General features: G+C 68.2%; 16 protein-coding genes and 1 pseudogene. 10 read left to right on the forward strand and 7 right to left on the reverse strand.

All coding sequences use genetic code 11. From position 1 onward, the window contains the following. The first annotated feature begins 279 nt into the window (after nucleotides 1-279). Both AC1RS9_RS08230 and AC1RS9_RS08235 read left to right on the forward strand, forming a co-directional pair. Nucleotides 280-1620, forward strand: a complete 1341-nt coding sequence (locus tag AC1RS9_RS08230; protein ID WP_492921101.1) for a DUF262 domain-containing protein — start codon at nucleotides 280-282, stop codon at nucleotides 1618-1620. Nucleotide 1621: 1 nt separating this feature from the next. Next, the gene (locus AC1RS9_RS08235; protein WP_006946302.1) at nucleotides 1622-3667 is read left to right on the forward strand and encodes a GmrSD restriction endonuclease domain-containing protein; all 2046 of its coding nucleotides are present in this window, start codon (nucleotides 1622-1624) and stop codon (nucleotides 3665-3667) included. Between the two features lie 153 nt (nucleotides 3668-3820). On the opposite strand, the gene AC1RS9_RS08240 is transcribed toward AC1RS9_RS08235, so the two are convergent. Both AC1RS9_RS08240 and AC1RS9_RS08245 read right to left on the reverse strand, forming a co-directional pair. Then, nucleotides 3821-4981 carry a cation:proton antiporter gene (locus tag AC1RS9_RS08240; protein ID WP_074040640.1) on the reverse strand — a complete coding sequence of 387 codons (1161 nt, stop codon included), beginning with the start codon at nucleotides 4979-4981 and terminating at the stop codon, nucleotides 3821-3823. A 13-nt stretch (nucleotides 4982-4994) separates the two neighbouring features. After that, nucleotides 4995-5294, reverse strand: coding sequence for a hypothetical protein (locus AC1RS9_RS08245; protein WP_006946179.1), 300 nt, complete (start codon nucleotides 5292-5294; stop codon nucleotides 4995-4997). Between the two features lie 471 nt (nucleotides 5295-5765). On the opposite strand from AC1RS9_RS08245, the gene AC1RS9_RS08250 reads away from it, so the two are divergent. The 6 genes from AC1RS9_RS08250 (at nucleotide 5766) to AC1RS9_RS08275 (ending at nucleotide 12968) form a co-directional block, all read left to right on the forward strand. Further along, entirely contained in the window at nucleotides 5766-6062 is a 297-nt protein-coding gene (locus tag AC1RS9_RS08250) for a nucleotidyltransferase family protein (RefSeq protein ID WP_492921103.1), read from the forward strand. A 14-nt stretch (nucleotides 6063-6076) separates the two neighbouring features. Continuing rightward, nucleotides 6077-6196 carry a HepT-like ribonuclease domain-containing protein gene (locus tag AC1RS9_RS08255; protein ID WP_370447732.1) on the forward strand — a complete coding sequence of 40 codons (120 nt, stop codon included), beginning with the start codon at nucleotides 6077-6079 and terminating at the stop codon, nucleotides 6194-6196. A 100-nt stretch (nucleotides 6197-6296) separates the two neighbouring features. After that, nucleotides 6297-7646, forward strand: a complete 1350-nt coding sequence (gene gdhA / locus AC1RS9_RS08260; protein WP_074040643.1) for an NADP-specific glutamate dehydrogenase — start codon at nucleotides 6297-6299, stop codon at nucleotides 7644-7646. A 90-nt stretch (nucleotides 7647-7736) separates the two neighbouring features. Then, nucleotides 7737-9506: a circularly permuted type 2 ATP-grasp protein gene (locus AC1RS9_RS08265; RefSeq protein WP_074040644.1), complete on the forward strand. Its 1770-nt coding sequence runs from the start codon at nucleotides 7737-7739 to the stop codon at nucleotides 9504-9506. An 89-nt stretch (nucleotides 9507-9595) separates the two neighbouring features. Further along, complete coding sequence (locus tag AC1RS9_RS08270; RefSeq protein ID WP_492921106.1) at nucleotides 9596-11695, forward strand: S9 family peptidase; 2100 nt, start codon at nucleotides 9596-9598, stop codon at nucleotides 11693-11695. Further along, a complete protein-coding gene (locus AC1RS9_RS08275) occupies nucleotides 11688-12968 on the forward strand; it encodes an amidohydrolase (protein ID WP_492921108.1) in 1281 nt (426 codons plus the stop codon). The genes AC1RS9_RS08270 and AC1RS9_RS08275 overlap by 8 nt, the downstream gene beginning before the upstream one ends. Before the next feature lie 133 nt (nucleotides 12969-13101). Here AC1RS9_RS08275 and AC1RS9_RS08280 read toward each other — a convergent pair whose 3' ends face one another. From AC1RS9_RS08280 to AC1RS9_RS08300, 5 genes are all read right to left on the reverse strand, one after another. Then, a complete protein-coding gene (locus AC1RS9_RS08280) occupies nucleotides 13102-14166 on the reverse strand; it encodes an acyl-CoA dehydrogenase family protein (RefSeq protein WP_074040646.1) in 1065 nt (354 codons plus the stop codon). 3 nt (nucleotides 14167-14169) lie between these two features. Then, a complete protein-coding gene (locus AC1RS9_RS08285) occupies nucleotides 14170-15330 on the reverse strand; it encodes an acyl-CoA dehydrogenase family protein (RefSeq protein WP_006946290.1) in 1161 nt (386 codons plus the stop codon). 122 nt (nucleotides 15331-15452) lie between these two features. Continuing rightward, nucleotides 15453-15626: a hypothetical protein gene (locus AC1RS9_RS08290; RefSeq protein WP_171969865.1), complete on the reverse strand. Its 174-nt coding sequence runs from the start codon at nucleotides 15624-15626 to the stop codon at nucleotides 15453-15455. A gap of 17 nt (nucleotides 15627-15643) precedes the next feature. Further along, nucleotides 15644-16261: an MBL fold metallo-hydrolase gene (locus tag AC1RS9_RS08295; protein WP_074040648.1), complete on the reverse strand. Its 618-nt coding sequence runs from the start codon at nucleotides 16259-16261 to the stop codon at nucleotides 15644-15646. A 116-nt stretch (nucleotides 16262-16377) separates the two neighbouring features. After that, nucleotides 16378-17256, reverse strand: a complete 879-nt coding sequence (locus AC1RS9_RS08300) for a siderophore-interacting protein (protein ID WP_006946106.1) — start codon at nucleotides 17254-17256, stop codon at nucleotides 16378-16380. Between the two features lie 130 nt (nucleotides 17257-17386). On the opposite strand from AC1RS9_RS08300, the gene AC1RS9_RS08305 reads away from it, so the two are divergent. Continuing rightward, a complete protein-coding gene (locus AC1RS9_RS08305) occupies nucleotides 17387-18175 on the forward strand; it encodes an NAD-dependent deacylase (RefSeq protein ID WP_115296499.1) in 789 nt (262 codons plus the stop codon). Beyond that, nucleotides 18172-18620 (forward strand): annotated as a pseudogene (locus AC1RS9_RS08310) (hypothetical protein); the annotation flags it as partial. The gene AC1RS9_RS08305 and the pseudogene AC1RS9_RS08310, both read left to right, overlap by 4 nt.

Here is an 18620-nt window from a genome sequence, read left to right on the forward strand (position 1 = left end):
GGAGACGGCATGACGGGGTCCAGGAAGCTGTGCACGCGCAGAGGTTGGTATGTGCGGCGACGTGGTGGAATTTAGGTTCAATGTGTAGTCGAGTTCCGGTCTAACCTAAGGGGGTTCAGTGATCCAGCTCTGGAGTGTTATCGCAGTTGCGATCTTGACCGTTTTGTCGTTGTTGCCCGCACACCATGCTCCTGCATGCACTCCAGCACTGACTGCACGATGCAATTTCGGATCCCGACCCCTGGTACAGCGTCCTACCTATCGATTACCGTCGACACCATGACGATCAACACCGAGATGCTGCAGTTCGTCTCCGTCGACGAACTGCTCGGCACTCAAGGTCCCGACCTGCGCATACCGGATTTCCAGCGCCCGTACTCCTGGTCCCCACGCATCGCGGCACAGCTGTTCACGGATGTCGCGGAGGCTCTCGATAGCAGGCCGGAGCATTCGTACATCATGGGCACCGTCATCCTCCTGAGGCGTCCCCAGGAGTCGCATTTCGAGGTGGTCGATGGACAGCAGAGAATCCTGACCCTCCAACTGCTGCGGGCGCTTCTGCGCGGCCAGAGAATCCCCCATCTCCAATCAGGGGACACCCCGATCCACCACGTCCATCAGGAACTCTCGCGACGGGTCGCCGACCTCGAACGTTCTCCGGGGCGCCTCGACAGGTACCGGGAATTCCTCGACGCCGAAGCCAAAGTTCTGAAGATCGTCACCGATGACGAGGATGAGGCATTCCAGTTCTTCGACTCGCAGAACTTCCGAGGCAAATCACTGCGCCCGCACGACCTGCTCAAGGCCTTCCACCTGCGCGAAATGGCAGATGCCAGCACTGCCGAGCAGCGCGCCGTGGTCGAGCAATGGGAGAAGGCCGACGAGAACGAGCTGGACCGGCTCTTCGGCACCTACCTGGCCCGCATCCACTGGTGGAGCCGCAACATGCCAGCGCATGCATATACCACCGATGACCTCGACCTCTTCAAGGGAGTCGGCAGATCCACTCGCCGCCTGCCGGGGGCCGAATACCATCGCGCTGCCAAGGCGGTGCTTCCCGGCCTGCAGGAGTGGTCCTATCCTGATGCCGACTCGGTGACCCGCAGAGATCTCAAGCGGGCCCAGCACCAGCTCGATGCTCCGGTCGCTGCGGGTAAGTCCTTCTTCGACTACGCCGCGTTCATGCTCGAGGAGTATGAGCGGCTGGACGAGGAACTCTTCTCCGACGCCAACACAGCCGGTCTCACGACTGCGGATCGCACGGTCTTCCACGACGGGGCGCGATTCAGGTACTGCCGGGAGCTGTACGTCGCCGCGGTCCTGTACTACACGAACAAGTACTCCGAGGCCGATATGCCGCAGGTACGACGCCACCTCTTCCGCTGGGCATACTCCCTCCGCTTGGCGTACGAGCGTCTGGGCTGGAGAACCACGGACAACTACGCACGAGGGATCAGCACCAATATGGACGGCCTGAACAAGGTGAACCTGTTCTCCGCCATCCGCGACAGTCTCGATCCGCGGGAGATCGAGCTGGAGAACATGAGCGCCCCGCGCACGGCGCGGACTGACAACCCGGAGGATGCACGGCTCCTCACCCTGCTGAAGGAGTCCCGCTGAGATGACACAGACCATCGCTCAGGATGACGTCCAGGCCATCCCCGTCGGGCAGCTCTTCAGCCCGGACGCTCCCAGCTATTCGATTCCCCTCTACCAGCGCAATTACACCTGGGGCGAGGAGCAGATACACCGCCTGATCCACGACGTCTTCGACGAGGCCGAGCAGGAGGAGGCCAAGGACTACTTCCTTGGCAACCTCGTGGTCGCCCCTCCGCAACGGGCCGATGAGCCGCTCGACGTGATCGACGGACAGCAGCGCCTGACCACCTTGTATATCCTGCTGGTCAAGCTCTCTTCCCGGCCGGGTTTGAAGGACCGCATCGGTCCGCTTCGGCCGCTCACCTACGAGGCTCGGGAGAAGGCCACCCGCGCTCTCCGCGGCGTCGCCGATACGATCGATGAGCCGGCGGAGGATGAGAAGGATCGAGAGGACTCCGGCATCCTCCGCGCATCGATGATTATCGAACAGCTACTGGACGGCGGGGCCGACGGTGACCGTTTACAGACTCCCCAGGTGATCGACTATCTGCTCACCAGGGTCCTCGTCGTCCGCATGCCGATCGACCGGAGCACCGATCTGAATCGGTACTTCGAGATCATGAATACGCGCGGTGCGCAGCTCAGTCCCGTGGACATCGTCAAGGCGCGACTCCTCCGATACCTGTCTGACCCCCTCGATCGCGCCCTGCTGAACCGCGTCTGGACAGCATGCTCCGACATGGAGCACTACGTGGGGATGAGCGCCACTGCCGGAAACACCTCCCAACGCGCAGAAGTCTTCGGCCCCGACTGGGACCAGATGCCGACAGCAGATTTCTCCCGCTTGCGTGCACAACTCATCGACACCACCTCCGAAGCGGCCTCGCCCGCCGCCGACGACGCTTCGAACACACCCGAATCCACCGCGCTGACCCTCGACGATGCGGTGGCTGCCTACTCCCAGACCACGGTCAGGACCGAGTCGGAAGATGCCGACGGCGGCGAGCGATTCACATCGCAGATCACGTTCCCGACTCTGCTGCTGCAGGTTCTCGCGGTGGAGGGAGCAGGCAGGGGCTCCGCACGGGAGGATGATCGTCAGCTCGACGACAAACTGCTAGTGCAGCGCTTCTCTGCACGCGTCGATTCACTACCGCCGCCGGAGCGGATTGACTGGGTGCGCAAGTTCACCACGGACCTGCTGCGCATCCGCTACCTGTTCGATCATTTCATTCTCAAGCGTGATGCGACGCTGACCACCGGGCACGAATCCACCACGGACGAGGAACCTGGCAGCTGGTCGTTGTACCGGCTCGCGCGAGGATCGTCCCGTCGCGGCAACAACGGGCAGGACACTCCCCGGTACCCCTCGACCTTCGCCGCTGACGAATCCGGTGCCGGCCCGCGCAGCCTGCACCGACGGATCCTGCTGCTGCAGTCGGCGCTGCGCATCACCTACACCTCCCCGCGCACGATGCACTGGATGACCGATGCACTTCGCTACGTCACCGAGCTCACCGATCACGATGAGCCGATCACAGCTCAGGGCTTCCTCCACTGTCTCGAGTCCCATGCCCACGAGCGCCTGCGCGAGGCGGTGACCCCGGACCCGGACAAGGAGGAGACCGGCCCGGATGGGATGGCGCTCGGCTTCGCCATCCCGCGCATCGTGTTCACGTACCTGGACTACCTGCTGGTGGAGGAGATGAACCAATGGGACTTCACCTTCAGCTACCGCACCTCCGTGGAGCACTTCTCCCCGGGCACCGAGGACATCGAGCACTCCTCCTTCGCATACCGCCTGGAGGATCCGCACCTTCTCGACTGGTTCGGGAACTTGGCGCTGGTCACTGTGAGCACCAACTCGAAGTTCAGCAACTACCTCCCTGCGCAGAAGGCGAACAACCACGATGCTCGCCGGCAGAGCCTGAAACTCGAGCTGATGGCACGGCGGGCGGAGACCGGGAGTTGGAACGACGCAGATGTGCGCACTCATCATGAGGAGATGGTGGAGTTGTTGCGCCGGGCGCTTGCAGGAGAGCGAGCGCGATCAGATTCTGACATCTGATCGCCCCCTGTCCCCGTGAGAAGTACGTCAGGTCGAAGAATGGAAACGGGGTCTGGACCGAGCTACGGCATTGGGTGCCGCTCGGGGATGATGTGGAGCGGTGGGTCGAGAGGTTATTCGGCTACGGAACGTGGTCGAGTTCCGCTTCAATGTTTAAGGGGTGGGTGGCGGATCGACGCGGTCGTCCTGCTGCGCCACCTTCGCCAGCGGACCGCTGAGGGCCGCCGTCGCGACGATCGTCACGAGCGCGCCGAGCAGCATCGCCGTGTCCTCGCCAGGTCGCAGCAACCCGAGATGCGTCCCCGTCGTCGCGGCTGCCACGGGCACCCCCATCTGCGCCGCGGTCGTGACGGCGACCGGCCACGGCTGCTTCGTCATCGCCATCGCGCCGTGCACGACAAGAGCGCTCAACCCCAGGGCGAGACCGAGCGCGAGGGCATCCGGATGCGCCGCGAGGTCACGCAGGTTGAGCGACGCCCCGAGCCACACGAAGAAGATCGGCGCGAACAGCCCGTCAGTCAGCGCGAACACCTGCTTCGCGACGCGCTTCGGCTCACCGACCCCCGCAACGGCCAACCCGACGCAGAATCCCGCGAGCATGATCGACACGTGCCGCCACTGCGCGAGCGCCGCGACTGCGAACAGGATCGTCAGCGTCACCCGCAGCTCGAGCGCGAGCCCGCGATTCTCCGACACCTCGTGCACCCGCCGTCGATACCCGCGCTGCTCGACGAACCGCAGCACGACGAACACGACGAGCGACACCGTCACGACCGCCACAGCGCCGATCGCCGCCCGCGACATGTGCGCCGGATCGATCGCGAACGGCAACGCGACGATGCACGCCGCGTCCGCGAGCGCCAACTGCGGCAGCATCGCGACGATCGAGGGCCCCGTCAGCGGCATACCCTGCAGCGCCGGCATGACGATCGACGCCGAAGAACTCGCCAGCAGCACCGCGTACAGCCCCGCGTGCCCCGTGCCGAACACGTGCGCGATCGCCCATCCTGCGGGCGCGGCGAGCACCCCGACGGCGACCGCCCGCGCCACGCCGATCGACGCACCCGTGCGCAGCGCCTTGTCGCGCACCGGCACGTGCGTGCCGGCGACGAACATGACGAGCGCGAACCCGACGTCCGCGAGAAACGCGAACGTGCCGTCATGCGGGTCGAGCACCCGCGCGCCGGTCTGCCCGAGCGCGAGCCCGACGACAAGCTCGCCGATGACGACCGGCAACCTCACCGCGCGCGGCAACGACAACAGCGGCCCGAGCACCGCGACGAGACAGATGAGAGCGAGTTGCGCGAAGTTCACGTCCGTCGCGACCTCAGGCGGAACGGTGCGCGAGGTCGACGATGCGCACAGGCACGTCGGTGTTCTCGTCCGTGTGATAACTCGCGCAGACCCGGTGATAACCGTCGGCGATGATGGCGTCGCGTCCGCTCGTCGCGTCACCACGCACGAGCAGCACCGGGCTGAGCGCCCTGCCGTCGGCGATCTTCTTCAGATCCGACGTGACGTGCGGGTTGTCCGTCGGCAGCAGGGCGAAGCGCGAGGCGCCCAGAATGTCCTTCGCCTTGAAGTGCGCCGATTCGACGTTCTCGAACGCCTCGACGGTCGTCGTCATCGTCGCCTCACCGGCGAGCAGCGACAGATACGCCGCCGCCGACGTGCCTCGGGGCCAGCCTGAGCATGTACACGTCCGATTCCCCGTTTCATCGTGCGGTGTCACACGATATCGGTCGTGAGTTGGCTGCGCACCTCACTTCTATCGGCGAGGACGAGTCTCTGAGGAGTGCGCTCGACGATGGTGGGCGGAGCGGGAGAATGGTTAGGCAGAGAATCCACACGGGCTATTCTTGCCCCCAATGCAGGCGTGGGAAGAACCGCGAAATCCGGCAGGCGTTCGCACGCAAGCTGCGGCGCCGGCAGAAGGTGCAAACTGCTGACACTCGGCGACATCGCCGACGTCGACATGCGCATCGGCTACACGGACTGACTCGATCCCTGTGGTGGACGCAGGCGACCCGTCGCGGGCGTCCGCCGTTGCTGTGGTCGATCCAGCCTGCGGTGCGATACGCAGGGCATGCCTTCCGTCGTGAGCCTGGACCACGAGGCGATCAGCCGCGTCGCAGAACGTCCCGGCGTGGCCGAGTTGTCCCTGTTCGGCTCAGCTGCTGCGGGGACTTCTCATCACAACAGCGACGTCGACTCTCTGGTCGATTTCCTCCCTGATCGCCCCGATCCGCTGGAGGACTTCTGCGCCCTCCGTGACGACCTGAGCAGGATCCTCGAACGCGATGTTGACCTCGTGGCGAAGCGCGCCATCCGCAACCCGTACTTCCGCGACTCAGCTCTCGCGCAGGCGGAGGTTGTCTATGTTGCCGACGTCTAGAGCGCATCTATGGGATGCGAAACATCCGTGCCCGTGAGTACGGGGTGGTCGAGCACGAGATCGTGTGGGCGGTCGTCGATTCGCGTCTCACTCCGTTGGCGCAGGAGCTGGCAAGGCTTCTCGGCGAGTCATGACTCGCCCACACTCGAGTGGAATTACGAACCGGGCCAACGTCACATGGCCGTCGCAGGCATCCGCTCGTAAGGTGGCGGGACACCACGATGAGGAGAACACATGCCTGAGCGGCTCGAACCCCAACTCGAAACCGTGCGCGAGACGATCCTTCGCCGCAACCCCGGCGAGTCAGAATTTCACCAGGCCGTCGACGAGGTGCTCGCCAGCCTGGGCCCGCTGCTGAAGCGTCGCCCCGACTACGTCGAGTCGAGCATCATCGAGCGTCTGGCGGAGCCCGAGCGTCAGATCATCTTCCGCGTGCCATGGGTCGACGACGACGGCCGCGTGCAGGTGAACCGAGGATTCCGCGTCGAGTTCAACTCAGCGCTCGGGCCATACAAGGGTGGCCTGCGCTTCCACCCCAGCGTCTACCTCGGCATCGTCAAGTTCCTCGGCTTCGAACAGGTCTTCAAGAACGCGCTCACCGGCATGCCCATCGGCGGCGGCAAGGGCGGCTCCGACTTCGACCCGAAGGGCCGCTCCGACGCCGAGATCATGCGTTTCTGCCAGTCGTTCATGACGGAGCTGTACCGCCACATCGGTGAGTACACGGACGTACCCGCCGGCGACATCGGCGTCGGCGGCCGCGAGATCGGCTTCCTCTTCGGCCAGTACAAGCGCATCACCAACCGCTACGAGGCCGGAGTGCTCACGGGCAAGGGCCTCACCTGGGGTGGCGCGCAGGCGCGAACCGAAGCCACCGGGTACGGCCTCGTGTTCCTCACCGAACGGATGCTCGCGACGCAGAACCGTTCCTTCGACGGCGCGAAGGTCGTCATCTCCGGCTCCGGCAACGTCGCCGTCTACGCCGCACAGAAGGTCACCCAGCTGGGCGGCACCGTCGTCGCGATGAGCGACTCCGGCGGGTACGTCGTCGACGAGCGGGGCCTCGACATCGACGCCATGCGCGAACTCAAGGAATCCAGGCGCGGACGCATCAGCGAATACGCGGACGAGCACGAGGGCGCCCGATTCGTCGCCGAAGGAAGCATCTGGGACGTGCCGTGCGACGTGGCCCTGCCCTGCGCCACCCAGAACGAGCTCCCGGACGACGCAGCTCGCACCCTCGTGGCCAACGGCTGCATCGCCGTCGCCGAAGGCGCCAACATGCCGACGACGCCCGCAGCGACCGCCCTGCTGCAGGAGGCCGGCGTCCTGTTCGCGCCCGGCAAGGCGTCGAACGCCGGCGGCGTCGCGGTGAGCGCCCTCGAGATGCAGCAGAACGCCTCCCGCGACTCGTGGTCGTTCGACCACACCGAAGAACGCCTGCGCGCCATCATGAACGGCGTCTTCCGCACCTGCGAGGAGACGGCCGACGCCTACGACGTGCCGGGCGACTACGTGCGCGGCGCCAACATCGCGGGCTTCGTCAAGGTGGCCGACGCGATGCTCGCGCTCGGCGTCGTCTGATCGTCGTCCGAGCATCGAACGCCCCGAATCGGTGTGGTGGAAAAGCCGATTCGGGGTCTGCGCGGTCCGGCGGCGGCGTATAAACGAGGCATGCCCGCCTCTGAGAACGACCCGTCGTCAGGCCTGTCTAACGAGGGCGCCCTGCTCGGGCTGCACGACAACGGCCCCACCGACGTGCACCCGGGCGCGAACGCCGAAACACAGACGCTCGAAGCCACCGAAGCCGGCCTCACGTCGGTCGCGAAGGCCTGGGACGAAGCCGTCGACGCGGACGGCGCGCCCCGCCTCGCCTACGTCGCAGCCCTGGCAGCGATCGCGGCGCTCAGTGATGACGAGCGGGCGGCCCGGCAAGAACGAGCAGAGGCCATGGAGAAGGCGGAGGGCATCACCTTCCGCGTCAGCGGTGAGGACGAACCCCGGATCTTCCCGACGGACTTCATCCCCCGCATCATCGACGCCGACACGTGGGCCGACCTGAGCGCGGGCCTCGAACAACGCGCCCGCGCCCTCAACGCGTTCCTCGACGACATCTACGGGGCGCGACGCATCATCGAGGCTGGGGTCGTCGACGCCGACGACATCGAACGCTCACCGGGCTACGTCGACGAAGGCCGCCTCCAACCCTCCGGGTCCGTGCGAGCCCACATCTGCGGCATGGATCTCGTGTGCGCCGACGGACGATGGCTCGTCCTCGAGGACAACCTTCGCGTTCCCTCCGGCGTGGTGTTCTCGCACTTCCTTCGCGCGATGGCGAACGACACGTTCGCCGACGTGATCAGCGAGTACGACCTGCTCAACCCCCGCGACGGATTCGCGATGCTGCGCGAGACGCTGCAGGCCGCGGCACCTGCGCACGCCGCGAACCCCGACGACCCAGGGCTTGCGCTCGTCTCGACGGGCGAGAGCGACTCCGCCTGGTTCGAGCACCGCCGCATCGCCGAGTTCGTCGGCATGCCCGTCTGCACGCCCGCGGACCTCTGCGTCGTCGACGGGCGCCTGCACCTGCAGGACGCGACGACGCTGCGCCCACTCGACGTCGTCTACGCGCGCATCGAGAAGGATCAACTGTTCGCAGCCCTCGGCTGCGACGGTCAGCCACTCGGCCCCGGACTCGAGGACGCCCTTGCCCACCACCGTCTCGCGTTCGTCAACACATTCGGCAACGGCGTCGGCGACGACAAGGCCGTCTACGCGCTCGTGCCCGACATGATCCGGTTCTACCTCGACGAGGAGCCCCTGCTCGAGCAGGTCCCCACCGATCTGTGCCACAAACCCGGCAAGGTCGAGGAGGTCATCGCACGGCTCGACGAACGCGTCGTGAAACCCGTCGACGGCTACGGCGGCGCCGGCATCACCATCGGGCCGGAGTGCTCCCCAGCCGAGCTCGACGAACGCGCCGAGCAGCTGCGGGCGCATCCCGACCACTTCATCGCGCAGGACATCGTGCGCCTGTCGACGCTGCCCACCTACGCCGCCGACGAGAGCGGACGCACCTGCATCCACCCGCGGCACGTCGACCTGCGGGCGTTCGTGCACGTTCGCGCCACCGAGCAGCCCGGGAGTGCGCCCGGCGAGTCGGGGGAACCCAGCGTCCTCGATGCGCGCAAGCTGAGCGCCCACACCGTCCCCACCGCCCTCACCCGAACGGCCCCGGCTGGTTCGCTCATCGTCAACACCTCCCGCGGCGGTGGCGGCAAGGACACGTGGATCCTGCGCTCACCTGCACCGACAGCGCCGGCTGCAGCCTCCTCGCAGACCCCGTCAGAGACCGCGGTGGGCGCCGATCGCGGTGACGCCGCCACGGTTGCGTCAGGTGATGTTCCTGGCCCCGACGACTCCGCGGCACCACCTCGATCATGACCCGCGAGGTCGGTTCTCCGGCATCCGGAGACGAACCAGGCGCGCTCGCTCTGGAGGTCTGGCCCCCCGGGCGCCTAGGATCGGCTGACGTGAACGACGTCAGCCCGCCCGAACCCGAGCATGCCCACGTCCTGACCTCCTACGCGCCGCCCGCCGAGCACCGCGCCCCCCCACGCCCGCGCACGCTGGACCGCTACGTCAAGGACCCTGCGCTCTCGCCCGACGGGCGGCTGCTCGCGTGCGTCGTCGTCGAACAGGATCGTTTTCCCTTCGCCCTGCAGATGCCGCTCGACGACGACGGGGTTCCGATCGTCGGCGAGGAGCGCGAGGTGCGTCTTCCCGTCGAAGGCGGTGTGCGGCGCGTCCTGTACTCACCCGACGGGCACTGGCTCGCCTGCGAGGTAGCACCCGACGGTGGTGACCGCGAGCAGATCTGGTTCGTCACCTCCGACCCGGACGACGCGAACTCGTACACCGTCGACCTCGCCGCGTACGAGACGGTCGAGCTCGTCAGCTGGGACGACGACTTCGTCGCCGTCTCCGTCTTCGACCGCGAGGGCACCGTCGAGGGCCGCCTGTTCAATCCGGTGACGGGGGAGACCCGCGTCGTCGACCGGCGCACCGGCGGCGCCCTGACGCACTCGCGTGGCAACGTCTCGTTGTTCCGCGTGGGTTCGCGCGGCAACCGTGAGCTCCTGGCCGTCGACGGCGGCGGCACCTGGCGCCCCATCATGCCGGTCGACAACGGCTCGACGACCGACCGCGGATTCGTCACGTTCGAGGGGGATCGCCCCAGCTTCATCGTGCGCAGCGACCACAGCGCCGAACGCTTCCGACTGCTGCGGCTCACCCCCACCGAGCACGCCCACGACGTCGAGGTGCTCCTCGAACGTGAGGACGCCGACGTCGAGGAGTTCGCCGTCTCCCTCGACGGTTCCGTGGCGGCCGTCCTGTGGAACGACGAGGGGTGGTGCGACCTGCAGATCGTGGACCTGACGGGTGGGCGCGCCCGCGTCGTCGACCTGCCCGAGCTGCCGTCGCTCATCGCGACGACGCCGTCGCTGACGGCGGACGGGTCGCTGCTCGCCCTCACCGTCGCCGGACCCGAGTTTCCGCCCACCGTCGTCGTCTACGACGTGGCCGCCCGACGCTGGGTCGGCGACGAGTTCCGCGCTGTCGCAACGGCGGTCGACGACGCGGTGAGCGACGCCGTCGGTGAGAGCGTGGCCGAGAACCGTCCCCGTGAGAGCGGCTCGGACGACGAGACGGCCGGGCACGCAGCGACCGGTGACGACGTCGGCGCGAGCGGCGCTGACGCACTGGCCGACCAGGACGGCCTCGACACGATGTCACCCGCGCGCCCGACGGACGAACGTGGCCGGCCGGTGTTGTCCGCGTGGGGCGAAGCGGACATCATCCCCGAGCTGCTCCACTACGAGGCGCGCGACGGCATGCGCTTGTCCGGGTGGCTCTACCGGGCCGTCGGGCCTGCGCCGAGCGAGCCCGCCCCGACGATCGTCTACTTCCACGGCGGCCCCGAGGGACAGGCGCGCCCCGACTACAACAACGTGCTGCGCAAGCTCGCGGCGACCGGGCACTCGGTGTTCCTGCCGAACGTGCGTGGCTCAGCAGGACGCGGGCGGCGCTTCTCGCAGGCCGACGACCGTTACGGCCGGTTCGCGGCGATCGACGACGCCGAGGACACGCTCGACCACCTCATCGACGCAGGGATCACCCGCGACGGCCAGGCCGTCATCATGGGCCGCTCGTACGGCGGATACCTCGTGCACGCGTCGCTCACCCGGCACGCCGGGCGTTGGGCCGGCGGCATCGCGGCGTGCGGCATGTCGGATCTCGAGACGTTCTACCGTGACACCGACCCGTGGATCGCCTCCGCGGCGATGCCCAAGTACGGCGACCCCAAGCTCGACCGGCACCTGCTCGCGCAAGCCTCCCCGCTGCGTCAGTTCTCCCGCGTCGACGTGCCCGTGATGTTCATCCACGGCCAGCTCGACTCGAACGTCCCCGTCTCCGAGGCTTACCAGGCGCTGGGCGTGCTCGCGTCGCGGGGCGTGCCGACGGAGATGCTGTTGTTCCCCGACGAGGGGCACGAGTTCGAACGTCTCAACAACCGCTGGGACATGGAACAGCGGGTCTTGGCTTTCTGCGAAAGGATCTTCGGTGAGTGACTCCGACAAGAACGACGCGAACACGGGTGGGACGAACTCCGAGCCCGACGTCGACGCGGCACACGAGGCCGCCATGGCGTACGACGGCATCGACGACGACCTGCGGGACAAGCTCGTCGAGTGGCGCCGCCACCTGCACACCAATCCCGAGCTCAGCTATGAGGAGAAGGCGACGACGGACTACGTCGCCGAACAGCTCGAAGGTCTCGGGTTCGAGGTGCGACGCTTCTCCTTCGGCACCGGCTTGATCTGTGACGTGCCCGCCGCCGACGACGCGACGGCCGACGACCTCGTCGCGTTGCGCGCCGACATCGACGCGCTGCCGATGGATGAGGAGACCGACCTCGAGTTCGCCTCGACGAACGAGGGCGTCAGCCACTCCTGCGGCCACGACGCGCACACGGCGATGCTGCTCGGCGCCGCGACGCTGCTCGCGAAGAACCCGCCGCCGCGCCCCGTCCGCCTCATCTTCCAGCCCGCCGAGGAGCAGATGCCCGGCGGCGCCGTCGACTGCGTCGAGGACGGCGCGATCGAGGGCGTCGACCGCATCATCGCGCTTCACTGCGACCCGCACCGCGTCGTCGGTGACGTCGGTGTGCACGCGGGCGCCATCACCTCCTCGAACGCGAAGATCGAGGTGACGCTGACCTCCGACGGCGGGCACACCGCGCGTCCGCACGAGACCGGCGACCTCATCTACGCGCTCGCGAGCATCGCGACGGGCGCGGCCCAGGTCATCGACCGCCGCATCGACCCGCGCTCGGGCACCGTCATGACGTGGGGCTCGATCGAGGCCGGCGGCAGCGCCGCGAACGTCATCCCGTCGAAGGGGACGCTCGTCGGCACCGTCCGCTCCGCGAGCCGCGACACGTGGGCGCAGCTGCCCGACGTCGTGCCGCCCGCGATCTCGGGCATCGCCGAGCTGTACGGCGTGAAGGCCGAGGTCAACTACGTGCAAGGTGTGCCGCCGGTCGTCAACGACGAGGCGTGCGCGCAGCTCGCAGCCCAGGCGGTCACCGACGTCCTCGGCGAGGACGGCGTCGGCGAGGCCGACCAGTCGTCCGGTGGCGAGGACTTCGGCTGGTACACCGAAGAGATCCCCGGCATCTACCTGCGCCTCGGCGTCTGGGACGGCGACAGCGACGAGACCGACCTGCACCACCCTGCGTTCATGCTCGACGAGCGCGCGCTGCCCATCGGTGCGGCCGTGTTCGACCGGTTCGCGCGACTCGACCGCGATGCCGCGAGCGACGAGTCGTCGAACGCGTCGTGATGACGATCGGCTGACGCTGCGCGGCGGGCCGGATTTGTCGGCGACGAGCGCATGACACACGAACGGCGGGACGAGTTTGGATGCTCGTCCCGCCGTTCGTCATTCGTCGTCGGCCGCCGTCGTGCGAGCAGTCTCAGACGACGTCGACCGACGTGTGATCGCCGACGCCGGCCGCCAGGGCCGCGAGGTGCTGACGGGTGTCGCCGAAGGTTCGCTCGATCGTCGCGAGGCGCGAGGTGTAGTGGCCGACGGCGTACTCGGCCGTCATGCCGATGCCGCCGTGCAACTGGATCGCCTCCTGGCCGACGAGCCGGCCGTAGGTGCCGACGAGGTACTTCGTCCGCGACACGATGGCGTCGAGGTCGAGCGCGTCGTCGCCCTCACCGGGGTCGGCGAGCGCCATCGCGGCGTAGAGCACGGCGCTGCGCGTCAGCTCGACGCCGACGTACATGTCGGCGGCGCGTTGCGTGAGGGTCTGGAACCGCATGATCGGCACGCCGAACTGCTTGCGCGTCTTGAGGTACTCGACCGTCAGCGCGAGCGCGGCTCCCATCGCTCCGAGCGCCTCGCCGCACTGTGCGACGTTGCCCAGTGTGAGCGCGGCGTCGAGCACCTCGCGGCCGCCGAGCCGCGTCGCGGGAGCGCCGTCGAGCGTCACCTTCGGGCCGTCGACGGTGGGGGATTCGACGAGGTAGACCCCGACGTCGTCGCCCGTGCCGGCGGTCGTGACGATGGCGTCAGCCGACGACAGGTCGGTGTTGCCGCGAGCCTCACCCGCCAGCTCGCTACCCGACGCGGTGCGGGCGCTCGCGGCCGGTGACCACGTCGCACCCGACTCGCCGAACGCGGTGAGCACGAGCTTCTCGCCGCTGATGACGTCGGCGAGCAGCGGCGAGTTCGCCGCGTCGAGGGCCGCCGCAGCCGCCATCGCATCGGCGTAGGGGAGCGTGACGCGAGCCGCGCCGAGCTCGACGGCGGCGAGCGTCACCTCGATGGCCGACGCGCCGAAACCGCCCTTGTCCTCGGCGAAGGCGAGCCCGAGCAAGCCCATCTCGGCGAGCTTGCCCCAGGCGTCCGCGTCGAACGGCTGCGGGCCGGCGGGGGCGCCGGATCCGGTGTCCTTCGGCGTGAGGCTCGAGGCAAGGTCGCGCACCGCGCTCTGCAACGCGCGCTGTTCTTCGGTGGGTGTGAAGTCCATGATTCAGCCCTTCAGTCCAAGGATGCCGCCGGAGATGATGTTGCGCTGAACCTCGTTGGAACCGCTGTAGATCGACGCCTTGCGGTAGTTGAGATACCGCGGCAGCGTCTCGCTGCCCCACTCGCCCGTGTACCAGGTGAGGGCGTCGACGCCGGCCACGTCGACCATGAGTTCGTAGACGTCCTGCTGCAGCTGGCTGCCGCGCAGCTTGAGGATCGACGACGCCGGGTCGGGGCGCCCGTCACGCGAGTCACCCGCGACGCGCAGCACCGTCAGTTCGAGCGCCATGACCTCGGCCTCGAGCTGGGCGAAGCGCGCGGCGAGCAGGGGCTCGTCGAGCGCGGTGCCGTGAGGGCTGCGTGTGGCCTTCGCGTGCTCCTTCGCCGCGGCGAGCGCGGCCTTGATCGAGCCGACGGGCGCGGCGCTCGTGCGCTCGTTGCCGAGTAGGAACTTCGCGTAGTCCCAGCCGCGGTTCTCCTCGCCGACGAGCTGGTCGGCGGGCACGCGGACGTCGTCGAAGAACACCTCGTTGACCTCGTGACGGCCGTCGATCAGCTTGATCGGGCGCACCGTGAGGCCGGGGGAGGACATGTCGATGAGGAGAAAGGAGATGCCCTTCTGCGGCTTGTCGGCGCTCGGGTCGGTGCGCACGAGGGTGAAGATCCAGTCACCGAACTGCCCGAGCGTCGTCCACGTCTTCTGTCCGTTGACGACGTACTCGTCGCCCTCGCGCACCGCCGTCGTGCGCAGGGACGCGAGGTCGGAGCCGGCGTCCGGCTCGGAGAAGCCCTGCGACCACCAGATCTCGCAGCTCTTCGTCTTCGGCAGGAAACGCTCCTTGAGCTCCTGCGAGCCGAACGCGGCGATGACGGGGCCGACCATGCTCGTGTTGAACGCGAGCGGCATCGGCACGCCGGCACGCTGCAGTTCGGAACGGTAGATGTGCAGCTGCAGTTCGTCCCAGCCGCGCCCACCCCATTCGGTCGGCCAGTGGGGTGCGGCCAGGTCGGCGTCGTCGAGGATGCGCTGACCTTCGCGCAGCAACTCGGGCACGACCTCGCCGTCAGCGATGTATCCGGTCTTGATGTGGTCGGGGAAGCTCTCGGCAAAGGCGCGCAGCTCGCGCTGCAGGGCCTTGTCCTCGTCTCGTAGTGTCCGTTGCACCGTGGCTCCTTGCTCGGGGACGTGGCGCCATGACGCGCCTCACCCTGTCTATCACTCTTGTTGAGCATCGCTCAATAGGGCGAGGCCCGGCGGTGACAGACCTACGGTGTCGGAGGAGGGGCTCAGGCGAGGTCGCAGTTCGACTTCATGAGTTCGGCGTACGTCGTCGAGGCGTCGTGGCTGTTGTATCTGCGCGCATCCGAGGGGAACGTCAGCTTCTTGAACTTCGCGATCGACGCGGTGCGCGAGGCCTCGTTGCCGCCCGGGTGCGAGGCGCTGCCGATTTTCGTGCTCATGACCGTGTCGCCGCCGATCATCGTGCTGTCGTCCGGGAACCAGAAGATCGTGCTGCCCTCGGTGTGGCCGGCAGGTGGATGAGCGGGACGCGGTGGCCGGCGATCGTCGTCGTGGACTCCTCGAAGGTGGAGGTCTTCGCGTCGGTCGTGCGCGAGGTGCCTTCCTCGACGGAGCAGTTGCGCTTCGGATCGTGCAGGTAGGGCTGGTCGAGTTGGTGGATGCACGCGACGACCTTCGGGTTCGTCTTCATCGCCGCGGCGAGGCCGCGCAGCTTGTCGCAGTGCCCGTGGGTGATCACGATCGCGTCGACGCCGCCGATCGACTTCACGTAGTCGGCGACCTCCGTGTCTCGTATGCCGGGGTCGACGAGGATGTTGCCGGCCGGCGAGCTGAGCACCTGGAACGTGGCCGTCCAGCCCGAATCGCTGGTGCTGTCGAACTGCGTGACGGTGAACGCCGACTGCTTGTTCGTGCTCGACGCGCTGATCGCCGGCGTGACGGGCAGCGACGACGCAGCCGCAGCCCTGGGGGACGCACTGCTGGGCGACGAATCCGCCGCGTCCGTTCCGCAGGCCGCCAGGGTGAGCCCGCCGATGAGGACGAGGGCTGAAGCAGTGCGACGAGTGTCGCGCATGGGGTCTGCATCCGAATGTGTGAGGTGTTGCTCACATCATGGTCGTCGCGCTCGGTGTGCATGGCTATGTCGCCCCACATGATGAGATGCCCAGCGCCGGCCGCATGGGCGAGGCCTCACGGGCGCGGACGGCCCACCGACCAGAAGCCACTCGCCGTGATGGCGCGCCGTGACAGGCCGCGCTCTTTCGTCAGGTGACGCTTGATCGCGGCCACCGCGCCGCCCTCCGCACACACCCACGCGTAGTCGGCGTCGTCGACGTCGAGGTCTGCGAGTGCCGCGACGGCGGCCGAACCGGACGCATCCGTGCCGCGCTGCACGACGGTGATGCCGGCGTCGGCGACCTCCGGGTGCAGGTATGTCGCATCAGGGACCTCGACGACGCAGGTGAGGCGGGGTTGCGTGTTCTGCGAGTCTTCACCTTTTCCAGTCGCCCGTTCGCGGGCTGCGTCGACGATGGCGAGCATGCCCGGCAGGCCCGTCTCGTCGGCGACGAGCACGTGATGCCCGCCCGCGGGCGCGGCGCTGTAGAGCGCAGACTGGACGCGCACCCCGACCTCGTCACCGACCCTGACGTCGCGCAGCCAGCGCGCGCCGGGCCCGTCGTGGCCGACGTCCACGATGTCGACGTCGATCTCGGCGTGCTCGGGGCGCAGCATCCGGATCGTGTACCAGCGCAGCTGCGGGCGCACGGCATCGTCCATGGCGGCGACGGCGCTGCGGGGGTCGCGTTCGTCATCAGGCGGGGTGACGACGGGTGCGCCGGCCGGCGGCATGAAGAGGCCGAAGTACTCGTCGGGACCGGTGAGTTCGAGCGTGCGGAACATCTCGGCGTGCAGGGTGACGCGGGTGAAGGCCGGGCACAGCGCTTCGACGGCGCGCACCTCGGCGGGTGTCGTCGGCCAGGTCTCGCGCTCCGGTGGCAGGGCCATGGTGAGCGAGGCGGCCGCCGAGTACGCCGCATGCAGCCCGCGTTCGATCGTCCTGAGTGGCATGAGAGCCTCCGCGTCGTCGCGATGAATGAGGTCTACCTAACCTAGGCGATCGTCTGATCTGGGGCACGTTCGGTCGGGCGTCTCGGCGGCGCGGGCGACCTCGCAGCTGGGGTGGCGCCTACGCTGAGGCATGCCCACGCCAGCTTCGGAACCCCTCGACGCAGTCCTCGACCTGGCGCGCGATGCGCGTGACGTCGTCGTCCTCACGGGCGCGGGGATGAGCGTCGAGAGCGGCATCCCCACGTTCCGCGACGCGCAGACGGGCCTGTGGGAGCGCCATGACCCGGAGGAGCTCGCGACGATCGACGCGTGGGAGCGCGACCCCGACTTCGTCTGGGCCTGGTATCGCTGGCGGGCCAAGCTCATTCGCGATGTCCAGCCCAACGTCGGCCATCGCGCACTCGCCGACTGGGCCGACGCCGAGCGGGCGAACCTGTGGATCGTCACGCAGAACATCGACGACCTCCACGAACGCGCGGGCAGCAGCGTCCTCGCGCACCTGCACGGCAGCATCTTCGCGTTGCGCTGCTCTGAGTGCGACACCCCCTTCGACGAAACCGACGCCCCGGCACTCGCGCTGCCGTCCGACCCCGTCGAGCGGTTGGCCCCGCCGCGTTGCCCGGTGTGTGGCGCAGCGGTGCGCCCCGGCGTGGTGTGGTTCGGCGAAGAACTGCCGCAGGAGCCGTTCGCGCACGCCGAGGCCGCGCTCGAGCGCGCCGATCTCGTCCTCAGCGTCGGCACGTCCGGGGTCGTGCAGCCCGCGGCCGGGCTGCCGTACCGGGCGCTGACGCGGGGCGTGCCCGCCGTCGAGATCAACCCCGCCGAGACCGAACTGAGCGACGACGCGACGCTCGTCTGGCGTGCGCCCGCCGCCGCCGCGCTGCCCGCGCTCGTCTCGGCACTCCGGGGTGAGACGTGACGCGTCGGGGCGCCCGCTGGTCAGTGCAGGGCTGGGCCGACGCTGCGCGTCGCGGGCCACGCGGCAGGCTTGCGTGCTCGTCGGCGGGCTCGATCCACCTGAAGGCGCACCATCACGACCTCGCGCACGTCGGGCTCGTCATCAGCCTGCACGTCGGCGCGATGTATCTGCCGTCGCTGCTGACGGGTCGCCTCGTCGACAGGGTCGGCCCGATTCCGATGGCGTGGGCGTCCGGCGGCATCCTCGCGGCTGCGGCGCTGTTCGCCGCCGTCGCGCCCGGTGACTCGTTCGCGGCGCGTGGCCAGCACGGCACGCCCACGACGGGCCGCATCAAGGCTCGAGCTCGTCTCGCGCGAGAGCACGCCGCCGTCGCCCAGCACCGCGCGAGCACACTGCACGCCATCACGAAGCAGCTCGCGACCTCGCACGCCGTCGTCGCTGTCGA

Source organism: Dermacoccus sp. MPR-E5 (assembly GCF_058809565.1).